General features: G+C 75.3%; 13 protein-coding genes and 2 pseudogenes. 9 read left to right on the forward strand and 6 right to left on the reverse strand.

The genetic code is table 11. The annotated features are described in order from the left end of the window. The first annotated feature begins 69 nt into the window (after positions 1-69). Positions 70-2,529 (forward strand): FtsK/SpoIIIE family DNA translocase, encoded by a 2,460-nt coding sequence (locus tag GA0074704_RS10775; protein ID WP_088970373.1) that lies wholly within the window; start codon positions 70-72, stop codon positions 2,527-2,529. Positions 2,530-2,609: 80 nt separating this feature from the next. Here the strand turns inward: GA0074704_RS10775 and GA0074704_RS10780 are convergent, their stop codons facing one another. Beyond that, the gene (locus GA0074704_RS10780) at positions 2,610-2,855 is read right to left on the reverse strand and encodes a hypothetical protein (RefSeq protein ID WP_088970374.1); all 246 of its coding nucleotides are present in this window, start codon (positions 2,853-2,855) and stop codon (positions 2,610-2,612) included. 110 nt (positions 2,856-2,965) lie between these two features. Further along, positions 2,966-3,280 carry a DMT family transporter gene (locus tag GA0074704_RS10785; RefSeq protein ID WP_088970375.1) on the reverse strand — a complete coding sequence of 105 codons (315 nt, stop codon included), beginning with the start codon at positions 3,278-3,280 and terminating at the stop codon, positions 2,966-2,968. A gap of 234 nt (positions 3,281-3,514) precedes the next feature. Here GA0074704_RS10785 and GA0074704_RS10790 point away from each other — a divergent pair, with 234 nt between their 5' ends. The 7 genes and pseudogenes from GA0074704_RS10790 to pspM all read left to right on the forward strand — a co-directional run. Further along, the gene (locus GA0074704_RS10790) at positions 3,515-4,438 is read left to right on the forward strand and encodes an ornithine cyclodeaminase family protein (RefSeq protein WP_088970376.1); all 924 of its coding nucleotides are present in this window, start codon (positions 3,515-3,517) and stop codon (positions 4,436-4,438) included. 81 nt (positions 4,439-4,519) lie between these two features. Next, entirely contained in the window at positions 4,520-6,019 is a 1,500-nt protein-coding gene (gene rimO / locus GA0074704_RS10795) for a 30S ribosomal protein S12 methylthiotransferase RimO (protein WP_088970377.1), read from the forward strand. A 77-nt stretch (positions 6,020-6,096) separates the two neighbouring features. Next, positions 6,097-6,690, forward strand: a complete 594-nt coding sequence (gene pgsA / locus GA0074704_RS10800) for a CDP-diacylglycerol--glycerol-3-phosphate 3-phosphatidyltransferase (RefSeq protein WP_088970378.1) — start codon at positions 6,097-6,099, stop codon at positions 6,688-6,690. A gap of 239 nt (positions 6,691-6,929) precedes the next feature. Next, positions 6,930-7,445: pseudogene (locus GA0074704_RS10805) on the forward strand (CinA family protein); the annotation flags it as partial. 300 nt (positions 7,446-7,745) lie between these two features. After that, on the forward strand, positions 7,746-8,186 hold the full coding sequence (locus tag GA0074704_RS10810) for a helix-turn-helix domain-containing protein (protein ID WP_088970380.1): 441 nt from the start codon (positions 7,746-7,748) through the stop codon (positions 8,184-8,186). 190 nt (positions 8,187-8,376) lie between these two features. Then, positions 8,377-9,252: a PspA/IM30 family protein gene (locus tag GA0074704_RS10815; protein ID WP_088970381.1), complete on the forward strand. Its 876-nt coding sequence runs from the start codon at positions 8,377-8,379 to the stop codon at positions 9,250-9,252. Between the two features lie 23 nt (positions 9,253-9,275). Continuing rightward, a pseudogene (gene pspM / locus GA0074704_RS10820) lies at positions 9,276-10,028 on the forward strand (phage shock envelope stress response protein PspM); the annotation flags it as partial. A gap of 142 nt (positions 10,029-10,170) precedes the next feature. Here the strand turns inward: pspM and GA0074704_RS10825 are convergent. The 4 genes from GA0074704_RS10825 to GA0074704_RS10840 all read right to left on the reverse strand — a co-directional run bounded on the left by GA0074704_RS10825 (position 10,171) and on the right by GA0074704_RS10840 (position 16,035). Next, positions 10,171-13,863, reverse strand: coding sequence for a hypothetical protein (locus tag GA0074704_RS10825; protein WP_377471687.1), 3,693 nt, complete (start codon positions 13,861-13,863; stop codon positions 10,171-10,173). 199 nt (positions 13,864-14,062) lie between these two features. Beyond that, the gene (locus tag GA0074704_RS10830) at positions 14,063-14,869 is read right to left on the reverse strand and encodes a DNA-formamidopyrimidine glycosylase family protein (protein WP_088970383.1); all 807 of its coding nucleotides are present in this window, start codon (positions 14,867-14,869) and stop codon (positions 14,063-14,065) included. Positions 14,870-14,923: 54 nt separating this feature from the next. Next, a complete protein-coding gene (locus GA0074704_RS10835; protein WP_088970384.1) occupies positions 14,924-15,178 on the reverse strand; it encodes a CPCC family cysteine-rich protein in 255 nt (84 codons plus the stop codon). A gap of 62 nt (positions 15,179-15,240) precedes the next feature. Then, the gene (locus tag GA0074704_RS10840; RefSeq protein ID WP_088970385.1) at positions 15,241-16,035 is read right to left on the reverse strand and encodes an SAM hydrolase/SAM-dependent halogenase family protein; all 795 of its coding nucleotides are present in this window, start codon (positions 16,033-16,035) and stop codon (positions 15,241-15,243) included. Positions 16,036-16,163: 128 nt separating this feature from the next. Between GA0074704_RS10840 and GA0074704_RS10845 the strand changes: the two genes are divergently transcribed. Continuing rightward, complete coding sequence (locus GA0074704_RS10845) at positions 16,164-16,727, forward strand: hypothetical protein (RefSeq protein ID WP_157743641.1); 564 nt, start codon at positions 16,164-16,166, stop codon at positions 16,725-16,727. The last annotated feature ends 5 nt before the right edge of the window (positions 16,728-16,732 follow it).

Genomic DNA, 16,732 nt, shown 5'->3' on the forward strand with positions numbered 1-16,732 from the left:
GCGCGGACCGTGCTGCGACGCGCGGACGAAAAGCGGCGATCCACCGGGTCCCACCGTTACGGTGACTGTATGGCGGGCCGTACCTCTCAAGCGAGCCGGCGGCGCGGCGCGTCGTCGCGCAACACGACGAACAGTCGTGCCCGCCAACCGGCGAAGAAGGCGACCCGGGCGACCGCGCGGCGGCGTCCACCGGCCCGCACGGGGCTGGCCGTCTACGTCGGACGTGGTGTCGGCGCGGTGTGGATGGGGCTGGCGCACGGCGTCGGCTGGGCGGTGCGTGGCGCCGGCCGGCAGGTCGCCTCCGCCCGTGACCTGGACCCGGAGCACCGCCGGGACGGCGGCGGGCTGCTCCTGTTCGGCCTGGCCATCCTCAGCGCGGTGGCGATCTGGTTCTCCGGCGCCGGGCCGTTGGGGGCCCGGCTGGCCGACACGGTACGCCTCTTCCTCGGTTCCATCGCCGTGATCGTCCCGGTGCTGCTGATGATCGGCGCGTGGCGACTCATGCGGACCGACCCGGACCCGGAGCACCGGGGCCGTGGGCTGGTCGGCTGGTCCTCGATGCTGGTCGCCACCGCGGCGATGCTCCACATCGGGCAAAACCCGGTGGACCAGGTCCAGCGCGACTACGCCGGCGGCCTGGTCGGCGCCGGGATCGGCGACCTGCTCGAACGTGCCGTCACCGCCTGGGTGGCGGTGCCGCTGCTGATCCTGCTGCTGCTCTTCGGGCTGCTGGTGGTCACCGCCACGCCGATCAACAAGATCCCGGAACGGCTCGGCCTGCTCGCCGGCACGCTGGTCGCCCCGTCCGACGAGGACGACGTCGATGCCGTCGAGGTGGTCGAGAAGCCGGCCCGTCGCCGCCCGGCCAAGCGGCTGCCGCCGCCGGTGGACCTGGACGACCTGGAGGAGCCCGGCGAGGGCGTGGACCTCCAGGACACCATCGTGCTGCCCCGCAAGCCGCCGTCCAAGGTGCCGGCCAGCCGCAAGCCGGTCGAGCCGCCGGAGCACTCGCCGCTGCCCACCCGCGCCGAGCAGTTGGAGATAAACGGGCTGGCCGGCGACTACACGCTGCCCCCGGCCAACATGCTCGGCAGCGGTGCCGCGCCGAAGACCCGCAGCAAGGCCAACGACGAGGTGATCGCCGCGCTGACCGGCGTCTTCGACCAGTTCGACGTGGACGCCGCGGTCACCGGCTTCACCCGCGGCCCGACCGTCACCCGCTACGAGGTCGAGCTGGGGCACGGGGTCAAGGTCGAGCGGATCACCCAGCTCTCCCGCAACATCGCGTACGCGGTGAAGTCGCCGGACGTGCGGATCCTCAGCCCGATCCCGGGCAAGAGCGCGGTCGGCGTGGAGATCCCGAACACCGACCCGGAGAACGTCGCGCTCGGCGACGTGCTGCGCTCCCGGGCCGCCACCAGCGACCACCACCCGATGGTGGTCGCCCTCGGCAAGGACATCGAGGGCGGCTTCGTGGTGGCCAACCTCGCGAAGATGCCGCACATCCTGATCGCCGGCGCCACCGGGGCTGGCAAGTCGTCCTGCCTGAACTCGCTGCTGGTCTCCATCCTCACCCGGGCCACGCCGGACGAGGTGCGGCTGCTGCTGATCGACCCGAAGCGGGTCGAGATGACCGGTTACGAGGGCATCCCGCACCTGGTCACCCCGATCGTGACCAACGCGAAGAAGGCGGCCGACTCGCTGGAGTGGGTCGTCCGCGAGATGGACATGCGCTACGACGACCTCGCCGCCAACGGGGTCCGGCACATCGACGACTTCAACCGCAAGGTCCGCAACGGCGAGATCAAGGCCCCGCCGGGCGTCGAACGGGAGCTGCGGCCGTACCCGTACCTCCTGGTGATCGTGGACGAGCTGGCCGACCTGATGATGGTCGCCCCGCGCGACGTCGAGGACTCCATCGTCCGGATCACCCAGCTCGCCCGGGCCGCCGGCATCCACCTGGTGCTGGCCACCCAGCGCCCCTCGGTCGACGTGGTGACCGGCCTGATCAAGGCGAACGTGCCGTCCCGGCTGGCCTTCGCCACCTCGTCGCTGGCCGACTCGCGGGTCATCCTCGACCAGCCCGGCGCGGAGAAGCTGCTCGGTCGCGGCGACGGGCTCTTCCTGCCGATGGGCGCGTCGAAGCCGATCCGGATCCAGGGCGCCTGGGTGACCGAGCGCGAGATCACCGATGTGGTGAAGTTCTGCAAGGACCAGCGTGAGCCGGAGTTCCGCTCGGATGTGCTGACCGTCGCGCAGGACAGCAAGAAGAAGATCGACGAGGACATCGGCGACGACCTGGACCTGCTGGTGCAGGCCGTGGAGCTGGTGGTCACCTCGCAGTTCGGCTCGACCTCGATGCTCCAGCGCAAGCTGCGGGTCGGCTTCGCCAAGGCCGGCCGGCTGATGGACCTGATGGAGACCCGCGGCGTGGTCGGCCCGTCGGAGGGTTCCAAGGCGCGCGACGTGCTGGTCAAGCCGGACGAGCTGGAGGACGTGCTGGGCGGGCTGCGCGGCGAGGGCGAATAGCCGCCGTCGACCCGCCGGGGCGGGATCCGAGCACGACGAAGGCCCGCCGGTGACCGGCGGGCCTTCGTGGTCCGGGTGGATCAGGCGTTCAGGATGATGGCCGCGATCACCAGGCCGAGGACGGCGCCGGCCACGCTGGCGGCGGCGGCGTACCAGCCCAGCGGCTTGTCGCCCAGCACCGCGCCGACGATGCCGAGCACCACGCCGATCACGCCGAAGATGATCGGGTTGAGCAGCAGCGCGAGCGCGGCGAAGACGAAGCCGAGGATCGTGCAGATGCGGGCGGCGTTGCTGCGCGGGCGGGCGGGCGTGTGCATGTCGGCCATGACGTCCTCCGTGGTGAGTGCCGGTGTGGTGGTGGCCCGATCTCTACCCAGTCGGCGCTCGCGCTACGCATCAATGCCGATACCGCCCGACAGCGGTCTTTCCCGGCGGGTCAGTGGAAGAGCTTCAGGCCGACCACCCCGGCCACCACCAGCGCCAGGCAGGCGATCCGGGGCAGGCTGGCCGACTCACCCAGGGCCAGCATGCCGACCAGGGCGGTGCCCACCGCGCCGATGCCCACCCAGACCGCGTAGCCGGTGCCGACCGGGATGTCGCGCAACGCGTACGCCAGGCCGGCCATGCTGCCGATCAGGGTGACCGCGAAGACGGCCGTGGGGAGGGGACGGGTGAAGCCGGAACTGCGGTCCAGGGCGATCGCCCACGCGGTCTCCAGCAGACCGGAGAGCACCAGCACGGTCCAGGCCATGACGGTCACCTTCTACAGGTACGGGCCCGGCCGCCGGGGCCGGGACGAGTCGGGTGGTCACGGGGCGTCTTGCTTCACCGGGTACGCCCACGACTCGTCCGGGGCGGCCCGGCCGAGTCGCCCGGTGCCGCCGGATCCGACGCTAGCACCGCCTCCGGTGACCCGGCTGCCGCTGTGGTGACGAGGGCCACGACGGGTGGATCTCAACCTGACTTCAGGTTGCAGGATGGGGGCATGGCCCTGCTCTTCTCCGACGCCGACGTCGCCGCCGCGCTGGACGCCCCGGGCGCCGTCGCCGCCATGCGGGACGCCCTGCTCGCCGCGTACCAGGGGCGGCTGATCGCCCCGCCCCGCGCCGCCGCCCCGCTGGGCGGCGGGCGGATGGTGCTCACCGCCGGCCATCTCACCGGCGAGTGGTACGGCTTCCGCTCCTACGACACCTTCGGCCACCCCGAGGCGGAGCAGGTGGTGGTGCTGCACGACGGCCGTACCGGCGCGGTGCGGGCCGTCGCGGTCGGTGAGGAGCTGGGCTCCCGGCGTACCGGGGGACTGGGCGGGGCCGCCGTCGCCGCGCTGGCGAGGCCGGACGCCGCCACGCTCGGCGTGATCGGCTCCGGCCGGCAGGCCTGGACCCAGGTCTGGGCCGCCGCCGCCGTACGCCCGCTGCGCGAGGTGCTGGTGCACAGCCGCTCGGCAGCCCGGCGGGAGGCGTTCGCCGCCCGGGTCCGCGCCGAGCTGGGCGTGCCCGCCCGGGCGGTGGGCAGCGCCCGCGAGGCGGTCACCGACGCCGCGATCGTGGTACTCGCCACCACCAGCGTCACGCCGGTGCTCGACGCCACCGACCTCGCCCCGGGCGCCCACGTCAACACCGTCGGCTTCAAGCAGGTCGACCGGCACGAGTTCGGCCCCGACCTGCTGGACCGCGCCGACGTGCTGGTCACCGACTCGCCGGCCCAGGCCGCCGCGTACGCCCCGCCGATGCTCGCCGCCGTCGCGCCGTACGCCGGGCGGCTGGGCGACCTGGGCGCGGTGCTGGCCGGCGCCGCCCCCGGCCGGACCGGCGCGGACCAGGTCACGGTCTTCTGCTCGACCGGACTGGCCGGCACGGAGGTCTTCCTGCTCGACCGGTTGGTCCGGGTCGGCGCCCCGGCGGTGTGATCGTCGCCGCATCCGCCGCCGCCGCACGTGGGCCGGGGGCCCTCCTTCGCCGAGGCTGCCCGCTCGGACCGGTACCCTCGATTGGTGTCTGCCACGCCCCCTTCCCCGTCCGACGGCCGCCGGGTCGCCCTGCTGACCCTGGGCTGCGCCCGTAACGAGGTCGACTCGGAGGAACTCGCCGCCCGGCTGCACGCCGACGGTTGGCAGGTCACCACCGACGGCGAAGGCGCCGACGTGGTGGTCGTCAACACCTGCGGCTTCGTGGAGAAGGCCAAGCAGGACTCGATCCAGACGCTGCTCGCCGCCGCCGACACCGGCGCCAAGGTGGTCGCCGCCGGCTGCATGGCCGAGCGGTACGGCCGGGAACTCGCCGACAGCCTCCCCGAGGCGCAGGCGGTGCTGAGCTTCGACGACTACCCGGACATCGCCGCCCGGCTCGACGCCGTGGTGGCCGGCGAGTCGATCGACGCGCACATCCCGCGCGACCGGCGTGAGCTGCTGCCGCTGACCCCGGTGAAGCGGCGCGACGCGGCGGTGTCGCTGCCCGGGCACGGCACCCCGACCCGGGTGAGTCCGGAGACCGACGAGCACACCCCGGCACACCTGCGGCAGGTGCTGCGGCACCGGCTCGACACCGGGCCGGTCGCCTCGCTGAAGCTGGCCAGCGGCTGCGACCGGCGCTGCGCGTTCTGCGCCATCCCGGCCTTCCGCGGGGCGTTCGTCTCGCGTACCCCCGACGAGCTGCTCGCCGAGGCCGAGTGGCTGGCCAAGACCGGCGTCCGGGAGCTGGTGCTGGTCAGCGAGAACTCCACCTCGTACGGCAAGGACCTCGGCGACCCGCGGGCGCTGGAGAAGCTGCTGCCGCAGCTCGCCGCGATCGACGGGATCGTCCGGGTCCGGGCCAGCTACCTCCAGCCGGCCGAGACCCGGCCGGGCCTGGTCGAGGTGATCGCCACCACGCCGGGCGTGGCCGCGTACTTCGACCTGTCGTTCCAGCACTCCAGCGAGCCGGTGCTGCGCCGGATGCGGCGGTTCGGCTCCACCGACCGGTTCCTGGAGCTGCTGGCCTCGGCCCGCGCTCTGGCTCCGGAGGCGGGCGCGCGGAGCAACTTCATCGTCGGCTTCCCGGGCGAGACGAAGCAGGACGTCGCCGAGCTGGTCCGGTTCCTGACCGAGGCGCGGCTCGACGCGATCGGCATGTTCGACTACAGCGACGAGGACGGCACCGAGGCCGCCGGCCTGCCCGGCAAGGTCTCCGCCGCCACCGTCAAGCGCCGGTACGACCGGCTCAGCGCGCTCGCCGACGAGCTCTGCTCGCAGCGGGCCGAGGAGCGGCTCGGCTCCACCGTCGAGGTCCTGGTCGACACCGTCGCCGACGGGGTGGTGGAGGGTCGGGCGGCGCACCAGGCGCCCGAGGTGGACGGCTCGACCACCCTGGTCGCCCCGAGCGGCGGCGGTGTCGACCTGGCGGCCCTGCGCCCGGGCGACCTGGTCCGCGCCACGGTGACCGCTACCGAGGGCGTCGACCTCGTCGCGGTGCCGGATGAGATGATCTCGGCGGCGCCCGGCGCGACCCGGTGACGGCGGGCCCGAGCGGAGCGGGGGAACCACGTGGCGCGGTGCCGGATCCACCAGGACCGCCGGAGCGGGGTGCCCGCGTGACCGGGGCGGCGGAGTCCACCCCGGCGGCGGTGTCCCAGGTGCCGGTGCTCAACGCGGCCAACGGGCTCACCCTGCTGCGGCTCGTGCTGGTGCCCGTCTTCGTGGTGCTGGTCGCCGCCTCGGGGATGACCCACGCCGGCTGGCGCGTCGCGGCCAGCCTCGTCTTCGCCTTCGCCTCGGTCACCGACCTGGTCGACGGCTGGATCGCCCGCCGGTTCGGCCTGGTCACCTCGGTCGGCAAGGTGGCCGACCCGATCGCCGACAAGGCGCTCACCGGCGCGGCGCTGGTGCTGCTCTCCGTCTACGACCGGCTGCCCTGGTGGGTGACCGTGGTGATCCTCGCCCGCGAGCTGGGCATCACCGTGCTGCGGTTCTGGGTGATCCGGCACGGCGTGATCGCGGCCAGCCGCGGCGGCAAGCTCAAGACCGCGCTGCAGATCCTCGCCATCGCCTGGTACCTGTGGCCGATGCCGGCGGCCCTGGCCCCGGTGGGCCCCTGGATCATGGGCGCGGCGGTGGTGGTCACCGTGGCCACCGGCTTCGACTACATCGTCCAGGCCGTACGCCTGCGCCGCCCCACCCGCCCCTGACGGCCCCGACGTCCCGCGGGCCGTCGTCCCGCGCTGCATGACGCTCGACGGCGCTCCGGCCGTGGGAGACGAACGTCGTTCCGAGCGTGATGACTCTCAGGAATATTGATACCCGAGAGTCATCACGCTCGTCGGACATCCGTCCGCCCGCCGCCCGTGGATCTTCGGGGGTGGGCCTGCGGGGGTGGGTGGGCTGGGAGGATGAGTAGGTCGACGGGGTCTGGGAAGGGTGTCACGCCATGGAGACGGAGACGGATGCGCAACACCGGCGGCCGGCGGGCAGTCCCGCGGCCGGCGCGGTGCACAGCCTGAGCGAACGGCACCAGACCCTGGCGACCGTCGAGTCGCTGACCGGTGGCCTGCTGGCCGCCTCGATCGTCGAGATCGCCGGGGTCAGCGCCGTCTACCGGGGTGGCCTGGTCACCTACGCCACCGACCTGAAGGCCCAGCTCGCCGGGGTGCCGCAGGGCCTGCTGGACGAGCGGGGGCCGGTCGACCCGGACGTCGCCAAGGCCCTCGCCGAGGGCGGCCGGCGGCGGTGCGGCGCCGACTGGGGGCTGGCCACCACCGGGGTGGCCGGGCCCGAGCCGCAGGACGGCAAGCCGGTCGGCCTGGTCTACGTGGCCGTGGCCGGGCCGGACGGCGCCACCGTACGCCGGCTCGACCTGGACGGCGGCCGGGACCACATCCGCTCCGCGGCGGTGATCGAGGCGCTGCGGCTGCTCGGCGAGGAGCTGCGCGGCGAACCGTTCGCCCCGACGTCCAGCGACGACGGCGCCTCGACGGCCCCGGCCCCCGGCTCCCGGGCCGCGTCGGCGGTCCCCCGGGACGGCGCCTCCGTCCCGCGGGGCGGCGCCGCGGCCACCGGCGCCGGGCGACGGTAGGCGCCGCATGATGTGGGACGGCGGGAAGTCGGAGGGGCGGGGTGGGATGTCGGCGGGCCCCGCACCGGGTACGGTTGCGGGAAGGCTCCGACGATCAGTTCGGCGCCGGAGCGGTCCGCCGCGTCCGGCCCGGCCCCGGCGGAGCGGTGACACCCGTCAGGGGGAGGTGCGATGGTCCTGCTACGCCGCGTGATCGGGGACGCGCTGCGGGCCCGCCGGCAGGGGCAGCACCGCACCCTGCGCGAGGTCTCCTCCGCCGCCAACGTGAGCCTCGGCTACCTCTCCGAGATCGAGCGTGGCCAGAAGGAACCCTCCAGCGAGTTGCTCGCCGCGATCTGCGACGCCCTCGGCGCCCGCCTGTCGGAGCTGCTGCGCGAGGTCAGCGACACCGTCGCGCTCGCCGAGCAGATGCCCGGCGTGCTGGTCCCGGTCCAGGACGAGCCCACCACCGTGGCCCCGGCCGCGGTGCGGAAGTCGACCAACCGGGGTGTGCGGCAGGTCACCTCGGACGGCAAGGTCTCGGTCGCCGTGCGACAGGACTCGCCGCTCAAGGCCACCCTGCGCACCAGCCGGGTCCGACCCGCCGAGCGGGACGTGGTCTACGCCGCCTGACTCCGGCCGACCGCGTCGTGGTCGGGGTGGTTGTCGCCGCGTACGGTTGATCGGGAGCCGCTTCGACGTTTCCGCTCCCGGCGTACGGATGCCGCCCTGGCGTCCGCCTGGGACGATGGAGGCATCGCCGTGTGGCCGGGCCGACCGGCCGGCCGAGGCGGAGCGACGCTACTGAGGGGATACCGCGGAGATGGCCAACCCGTTCGTCAAGGGCTGGAAATACCTGATGGCGCTCTTCGGCGCCCGGATCGACGAGCACGCCGATCCCAAGGTGCAGATCCAACAGGCCGTCGAGGAGGCGCAGCGCCAGCACCAGGCGCTCGTCCAGCAGGCGGCGGCGGTGATCGGCAACCAGCGCCAGCTCGAGATGAAGCTGTCCCGCCAGATGTCCGAGGTCGAACGGCTGCAGTCGATGGCCCGGCAGGCGCTGGTCCTCGCCGACCAGGCCCGGGCCAAGGGCGACGAGGCCGAGGCCGGGCGCTACGAGCAGTCCGCGCAGACCCTGGCCACCCAGCTGGTCTCCGCCGAGCAGGCCACCGAGGACCTGAAGACCCTGCACGACCAGGCCCTGGGCGCGGCGGCGCAGGCGCGGCGCGCGGTGGAGAACAACTCGATGATCCTCCAGCAGAAGCTGGCCGAGCGCACCAAGCTGCTCAGCCAGCTCGAGCAGGCCAAGATGCAGGAGAGCGTCGCCCACTCGCTGGAGTCGATGTCGGCGCTCACCGCCCCGGCCAACACCCCGTCCCTGGACGAGGTGCGCGACCGCATCGAGCGCCGCTACGCGACCGCGATGGGCCGGGCCGAGCTGGCCGGCAACTCCGTCGAGGGCCGGATGTTGGAGATCCAGAAGGCGAGCCTGGACTCGGCCGGGTCGTCCCGGCTGGAGCAGATCCGGTCCAGCATGGCCGGCGAGCAGCTCGCCGGCCGGCAGGACCGGCCGGCCGTGGAGCAGCGCACCGAGTCCGCCGCGCCGGCCGCCGACCCGGCCGCCGCCGCCCGCCTCGACGAGCTGCGGGCCAGCATGTCGCGTGAGCGCGGCACCGGGGACACCACCGCCGCAGGCTGAGCGGCCGGCCCGAGGAGGTACGCATGGCGGACGAGCGGGCGAGACACTTCCGCCGGCTGCGGCGGCTGCGCCGGTCGGCCCGGCGGTGGAGCGTGCTCGCCGGTGGACTGGGCGGGGCCGCCGCCGTGCTCACCCCGTACGCGGGGATCGGGCTGCCGGACGCGGTCTGGGCCGGTGCCGCGGGCGGTGCCCTCGCGCTGGCCGCCTGGCGCTGGACCGACCTGCGGGCCCTCGCCGCCCAGCCGGCCCCGCCGGCGCTCGACCCGGCCGACGTCGCGGCCCGCAACCGGGCCCGGCTGGTGGCCGCCGTGGAGCGGCTGCCGGTCGGCCCGGGGGTGCTCGCCGAGGCGCGTCGCCTCCGGTCCCGCCTGGCGCTGCGCGGCACCGGCGCGGCCGAGCCGTGGCACCGGCTGGACCGGGCTGCGCTGACCCTGGCCGGGATGGCCGGCCGGCTGACCGGTCTCGCCGAGCCGGCGGTCCGCGAGGCGGCCGCCGCCGACCGTTCGCTGCGCGACCTGGCGGCCCGGCTGGCCAGCGTGGAACGCGCGCTGCGGCTCGCCCCGGCCGACGCCCGATCCTCGTTGACCGAGGCGCACCGTGCCCTGGCCGGGCAGCTGGAGAGCGGGGTGACCGCGTACGAGGGGCTGGTCGTCGCGGCGGCCGGCTACGTCGCCGAGGATGCCCGCCCCAGCACCACTCATCCGGCGGCGGACCGGCTGGTGGAGGCCACCGACATGCTGCACGGGGTGACCTCCGCGCTGGCCGAGCTGCGGGCCGTCGGCGAACCGGCGGGCGCGCCGGCCGCCGACCCGTGGAGCGCCACCGACCCGCTGGCCGGCCCGGCCGCCGACCCGCTGGCCGAGCCGGTGACCGACCGGTGGGGGCGGGGCGGCCCGATGCGGGCCACCGGCTGACGGCTCACGGTGGGGTGGTCACCGGGACCGGACCGGTGAACGGCGAGCTGCCCACCACGTTGTACGCCCGGATCCGGTAGTGGTAGGTCACGCCGCGGGCCAGCCCGCTGTTGGTGAACCCCCGCCCGGTCACCGTGAAGGTGGCCAGTTCCCGGCTGAACGCCGGGTCGGCGGCCCGCTGCACGACGAACCCGGCGCCGGGCCCGGGCGGCAGACCGGACGCCCAGCTCAGCGTCACCGTCGCGGTGTCCGGGCCGGGCGTGCCGGCGGTCGCCGTCACCGAGGTCGGTACGCCGGGCACCGGTGGGGTGCAGACCGTGGCGACCGTCGACCACGGTGACGCGGCGCCCAGGTACGTGGTGCGTACCCGGTAGTAGTAGGTGGTGTCCGGGGCGGCGGTCGGGTCGAGGTGGTTGTCGCCCACCGGGATCGCGGTGGTGCCCGGCCCGCTGGTGAACGTCGGATTGGTGGCCCGCTGCACGTCGATGCCGGTGGCGAACGAGCGGTTCGACCAGCGCAACGCGACCCGCAGCGGCGCCGCCGCCGGGATCGCGGCGGTCAGTCCGGCCGGGGCGGTCAGCCGCACCGACGCCGGGACGCTGTTCGACCAGGCCGAGCAGCTCACCGCGTTCTCCGCGCGGATCCGGTAGTGGTAGGTGACGCCCGGGGTGACGGTGGCGTCGGTGTAGCGGGTCGCGGTGGCCGCCACCGTGATCGTGGTGACCCCGGTGGTGAACGCCGCGTCGGTGGCCCGCTGGAGCTGGTGGCTGGTGGCCACCGGTCGGCCCCCGTTGCCCGTCCAGGCCAGGGTGATGGCGGGCAGGGCGGTGGCCGAGCCCGGCGCCGGGGTGGCGGTGAGTCCGGTCGGCGCCCCGGGTGACACCCGCAGCACCAGCGGCCGGCTCATCCCCAGGTCGCGGTGGCCGCCGGACTGGCCCTGCCAGCGGTACTCCCAGCCCAGGTTGACCAGCTGGTTGGTGACCACCGCCGGTCGACCGTCCACCGGGCTGATCGGGGTGGAACCGGTGCGGGCGCCCGCCGGGCGGGTCGGGTCCAGCAGCCGTACGCTGTCGCCGATCTTGAACGGCAGGGTGGGCACCACCGGCCGCAGCGCCACCACCACGTCCTCGCGCGGGTTGACCCGCAGCGTCTCCTTCCAGCCCAGCTCCGCCGGCGCGGCCGGCCGGGTGGTGCCGTCCCAGCCGACCCGGTTGACCACCTGCACGTCGCAGCCGGCCAGGTGCACCACCTCGGTCTGCCGGCTGTTGCCGCTGATCCGCCAGAGCTGGGTGCCGTCGCCGGGGGCGCCCACGCCCACCGCCGGGTCCGCCACGAAGAGCACCTCGGTCGCCGGGTCCGTCGGGCCCAGCGGCAGGGTGGCCGGGGCCAGCGGGCCGGCGTACGGGTGGCCCACCCCGAGCCGCCCGGCCAGCCGGCCGTGACCCGGTTCGAAGACCTGCTCGACCGCCTTCACCGAAAGCGGCAGGGTCACCGGGCCGACCGCCCCGGTCGGGGTGAAGCTCACCGTGGTGGCGTGCGCCGTCACCACCGTCTCCCGGGCGGTCCGGCTCCCGAACGCCGCGTCGTACGCCGGCTGCGGCACGATCGGCGGGCGCTGGCTGGCCGCGTACGCCGCCGGCAGCCGCTCGGCGAGCCGGGTCAGGTCGTACGGCTGACCGGGCGGACCGTCGGCGACCCGGAACTGGAGCAGGGTGCGGGTGTTCGGGCCGTACCCGGGGCGGGTGCCGGGGGAGCCCCCGACGGCGGTCCGGTCCGGGGCGCCGGTGTGGTGGTCGTACCGGGGGTCGAAGCGGGGCAGCGGCGCGGGGCAGTCGTTGTGGAGGATCAGCGTGCTGCCCGGCGGCACGCCGGCGAAGTCGACCACCACGTCGGCCCGCTCGCCGGGGGAGAGCAGCAGGGCGTGCCCGTCGACGTTGAGCACCGTCGGGTCGGTCCGGTCGTACCGGTAGCCGACCGGGCGGCTGGTCACCACCACGGGGGCCGGCAGCAGCCCGCACTCGTTGCCGATCTGCACCAGCGCCGGGCCGGCCGCCCGGGGATCGGGCACCCCCTCCTCCCGGCCGTCGGTGGGCCAGCCGGTGGGGCGGTCCGGCGCGCGGACCGCCTCGACCATCGGCACCTCGCCGGCGTCCGGGTCGGCGAGCCCGCCGTCCGGGTCCCACATCGGCCCGTCCGAGCGGGCCCGGTAGAGCGCGAGGTTGAGGCTGCGGTCCGGGCAGGCGTTGAGGATCCGGAACCGGTACGCCCGCGGCTGCACCGTCAGGTACGGGTAGGCCACCCCGTTCACCAGCGGGGTGTCCCCGTACGCCCCGGGCACCACCGACGGGTGCGGCAGGTCCGGGGCCAGCGGCGGTTCGTCCGGCTCGGCCACCGGGTCGTGGTACGGGTTCGGCACGGCGGCCGCGTCGTCGACCCGGCCGGCGGTGTCCGGGCCGGGTGGGGCGTCCCCGCCGGCTCGCCAGCCGGCGCCCGGTGTCGGGCCGGCGTCCGGCCGGCGCCCGCCCGACCACGGCCCGTACTCCCAGCGCCCGGTCGGGTTGGCGCCGCCGGCCCGCCACGGGTTCTGCCGTGGCTGGTAGACGTGCGGCCACCAGAGGCTGCCCTTGGCGCCCCACCGGTCCCGGTCCCAGGTCGGGTCCTGGGCGGCCAGCTGCGCGTCGTCCGGCACGAAGGTGACGTCCTGGATCACCAGCGGCACCTGCTCGGCCGGCAGCACCCCGTCATCGACCAGCCGTTGCTCCGCCGGGTCGGTGAGCAGGTAGAGGGCGAGCTGGCCGGCGTAGGTGGTGAGCCGGGACAGCCCCAGGGTGTTGTCGTGCAGCCACATCAGCCGGCCGCTCTGCTCGTTCGGCCAGTACAGGGTGGTGGCGCCCGCGCCGGGCGGCGGCATGTCCGGCACCGGGGTCAGTCCGGGCCCGACCGGGTACGGGGTGATCTCGCCGGCCGGGGTGACCCACTGGGTCGGGTTGCCGGCGCTGATCCAGCCGGTCTGCGCCCCGTACAGGTGGGGGGTGGCGCGGTTCTGCGGCAGCGGCGCCGGTCCGTCCAGCGGCCCACCGGCCGCGCCGTCCGCGGTCGGGTCCACCGGCAGGAAGAGTTCCCCCGCACGTCCGGTGGGGAGCCGGTTGATCAGCTTGACCCGGACCGGGCGGCCCCGCCGCGCCACGATCAGCGGCCCGGTCGGGCACGGCCGCGCCGGTGGGTGCACCGTGTTGTGTCCGGCGGGGTCGGTGCCCAGGTTCAACTGCCGGTAGCCGCGCAGCCGGGTGGCGGGCAGGTCGGTGTGCAGGCGGTGCGCGTACTCCTGGAGGGCGATCTCGTAGTAGTCGCAGCCGGGCCAGGTGATGGTGTCCGGCACGGCCACCGGCAGCCGGGCGCCGCTGGTGGTGTCGGCCGGGCCGTCGGGGTCCGGCGGCGGGGCCGGGACGGGCAGCGGGTCGACGAACTTGCGGATGCCGGTGCCGGGCCGCACCCCGCCGGCGCCGTCGGGCGCCGGCAGTGGGCTGAGCGCCCAGTTCGGCACCGGCCCGAACAGTCGGGGCACGGCCGCCGGGTCGAGGCTGGCCGGTGCGGGACCGTCGGGGGTGCGGGCGGTGGGCACGGTGGGCGTCTGCTGCTCGCCGGCCCGGAGCGCCTGGTCGGTGCGGCTGGGCCGGAGTCTGCGGAACAGGACCATGGCTCTCCCCGGGTACCGGGGCACGCCGGCCACCACCCCGACGTGGCGGACGCGTCGTGCTGCTGACGATCGGTGAGCACTCAAGCGCAGCATGCGGGGTGGACGGGCCGGGAGGGAACTACCCATTCGTCCGTATCTCGGGGAGATCTTGCCGGTTCGTGGAATTTCCACGCCCCTGACGGGGTCGGGCGGCCCGGGTTCAGGCCGCGCCGGCCGGCTGCGGCCCCGGCTGACAGACCGGGCACCAGTAGGTCACCCGCTCGCCGAGCTCCGCCTTGCGGATCGCCGTCCCGCAGCGTCGGCACGGCTGCGCCCGCCGGCCGTACACGTAGCTGGTGCCGCCCCGGTGCAGCGAGCCGGTGGTGCTCTGGGTCCACCGGCCCCGGTTCGCCGCCAGCAGCCGCTGCGCCAGGCTCACCGTGCCGGCCAGGTCCGGCACGTCACCCACCGGCGTCCACGGCGACAGCCCGCGCAGGAAGAGCACCTCGCACTTGTAGAGGTTGCCCACCCCGGCCAGGTTGCGCTGGTCCAGCAGCGCGTCGGCGATGGTGGCCCCCGGATGGCCGGCGAGCCGGCGGACCGCCTCCGCCGGGTCCCAGTCCGGGCCGAGCAGATCCGGCCCGAGGTGCCCGACCAGGGACTCCTCCTCGGCCGTCGGCACCAGCGCCAGCTCGTGCAGGTGGTAGCCGACCGCGACCGCGCCGGCGCTGCGCAGCACCACCCGGATCAGGTGCGCCGGCCGCGCCGTCCAGCGCTCACCCGGGGCGTACGCCCGCCAGGCGCCCTCCATCCGCAGGTGGGAGTGGAGCGTACGCAGGTCGCCGTCCCGGCCGGCGAGCCGCAGCAGCAGGTGCTTGCCCCGGCTGGCCGACTCGCGCACCGTCCAGCCCGTCAGGTCGGTGGTCGCCAGCTGCGGCACCCGGAAGTCGGAACCGGTCAGGGTGGCTCCGGCCAACGCGCGGTGCAGCACGCGGGCCGTGTTCCAGACGGTGTCACCTTCGGGCACCCACCCATCCTGCCTCGCGCCGGCGGCGCCGGCACGGACTCCCCGGGGCGCCGGTCAGGCGCGGGGCCGGGGCCGCTCGTCGGGGCGGGCCGGCCGGACCGCGTCCTGGTAGCGGGGGTGGCTGGCGCCGTAGACGGCGAAGTTGAGCCGGGCGTGGGTCAGGCTCAGGTCCCCGTTCGGGCCGCCCCGGACCACGTCGGCGTCGGTGTCGCCCTGCCCGTCGTCGGTCCAGAAACAGATCGGGCAGGTGCCGCCCCCGGTCAGCGACGCACAGCACGGACAGACGACGGGAACCTCGAGCTCACCCACCCGAGCAGCATTCCATACCGGACGCCCCCGGTCAGCGCCGGAAGCGAGGCCGTCCCAGGTGCTCAGTCGCCGGTGGGCGCCGTGACGGTGAGCACCTGACCGGGGCCGGCGGCCAGCAGGTCCACCGCCCGGCCGCCGTTGACCGCCACCGCCACCAGCCCGGCGGAGTCGGCGTACACCACCAGCCCGCCGGCGGGGGCGTCGCCGAAGGTGCGTCCGTGTGTCGCGTCCCGCCCGGCCACCCGTACGGTGCCGGGCAGGCCGGCCAGCCGGTCGGCGGGCGCGGCGAGCTGCACGTTGCCGAAGTGGTCCACGGTCAGCACCTCGGCGGCGAAACCGCCCGCCACCGGCCGGAGCGCCGGCTCCGGCAGCCGGACCAGGTCCGCCGGTGGCACCGGCGGACCGGCCTCGGCCAGCGGCGCGCCCGCCGCCAGCCGGGCCGCCACCGGGGCGAAGACGTCCCGGCCGTGGAAGGTGGAGGAGACCGCCGGCCCGCACCACGCCGGGTTGGTCAGCTCCACGGCGGCGGTGATCCCACCCAGCGCCCCGGCCGCGGCGACCAGCAGGCCGTTGTCCGGCCCGACCAGCATGCCGCCCGGGGTGGCCAGGGCCACGCCCCGGCGGGACGTGCCCACCCCGGGGTCCACCACGGCGACGTGCACCGCCACCGGCAGGTGCGGCACGGTCTGGGCCAGCACCGCCGCGCCCCGGCGCACGTCGGCCGGAGGCACCAGATGGGTCACGTCGATCACCCGGACGGCGGGCGCGATCCGGGCGATCACCCCGTGACAGGCGGCCACGAACCCGTCGGCCAGGCCGTAGTCGGTGGTGAGCGAGATCCATCCGGTGGGGGACATGCCCGAAGGCTAACCGGCCACCCGACCCGACCGGGGCGGTGTGGACGGTGCCGGGCGGTGCGCCCGGCCGGATCCGGGTGACCGACCGGCCGGTCGCGCCCGAACCTGGCTTCGGGAAGACTGCCAGGGTGACGAATCGCCTTCGCGTCCTCCCGCTCGCCGCCGCCCTGCTGACCACCCTCGCGCTCGCCGGCTGCGGTGACGACTCCGCAGCCGGGCCGGACGCCACCTGGGCCAACGGTTCGCCGAGCCCGAAGGCCGCGGCCAGCGCCCGGCCGGTGCCCGCGGCCAGCACGTCGAGCCGCCCGGCACCCGCCCCCTCCGTGCAGCGCACCACCGAACGCCGGCCCAGCAGCGAGCCCAAGGTGGTGCTCCCGCCCCGCCCGACCGACGCTCCCGCCGCCCGCAAGGTGGTGGACGCGTTCCGGGCCGCCGGGCTGCCCACGGCGAACGTCCGCAACAAGTCGGTCGACTGCGGACCCGACGGGCTCGGCCTCGGCTGCTCCGAGGTGGTCGCCACGGACGCCGTGACCGTGTACGTCTTCCCGGACAGGACCAGCGCCTCCGACATGGCCGACACCTGGGGTGCCGAGGCGTACCACAAGGGCGACGTGGTGTTGAACTACGTCGGCACCGGCACGGCCGCCGCGCAGCGCAAGAAGTACGACGCCGTCCTCGACAAGCTCGGCTGAGCGGG

Origin of the sequence: Micromonospora siamensis, assembly GCF_900090305.1 — a bacterium.
GTDB lineage: Bacteria > Actinomycetota > Actinomycetes > Mycobacteriales > Micromonosporaceae > Micromonospora > Micromonospora siamensis.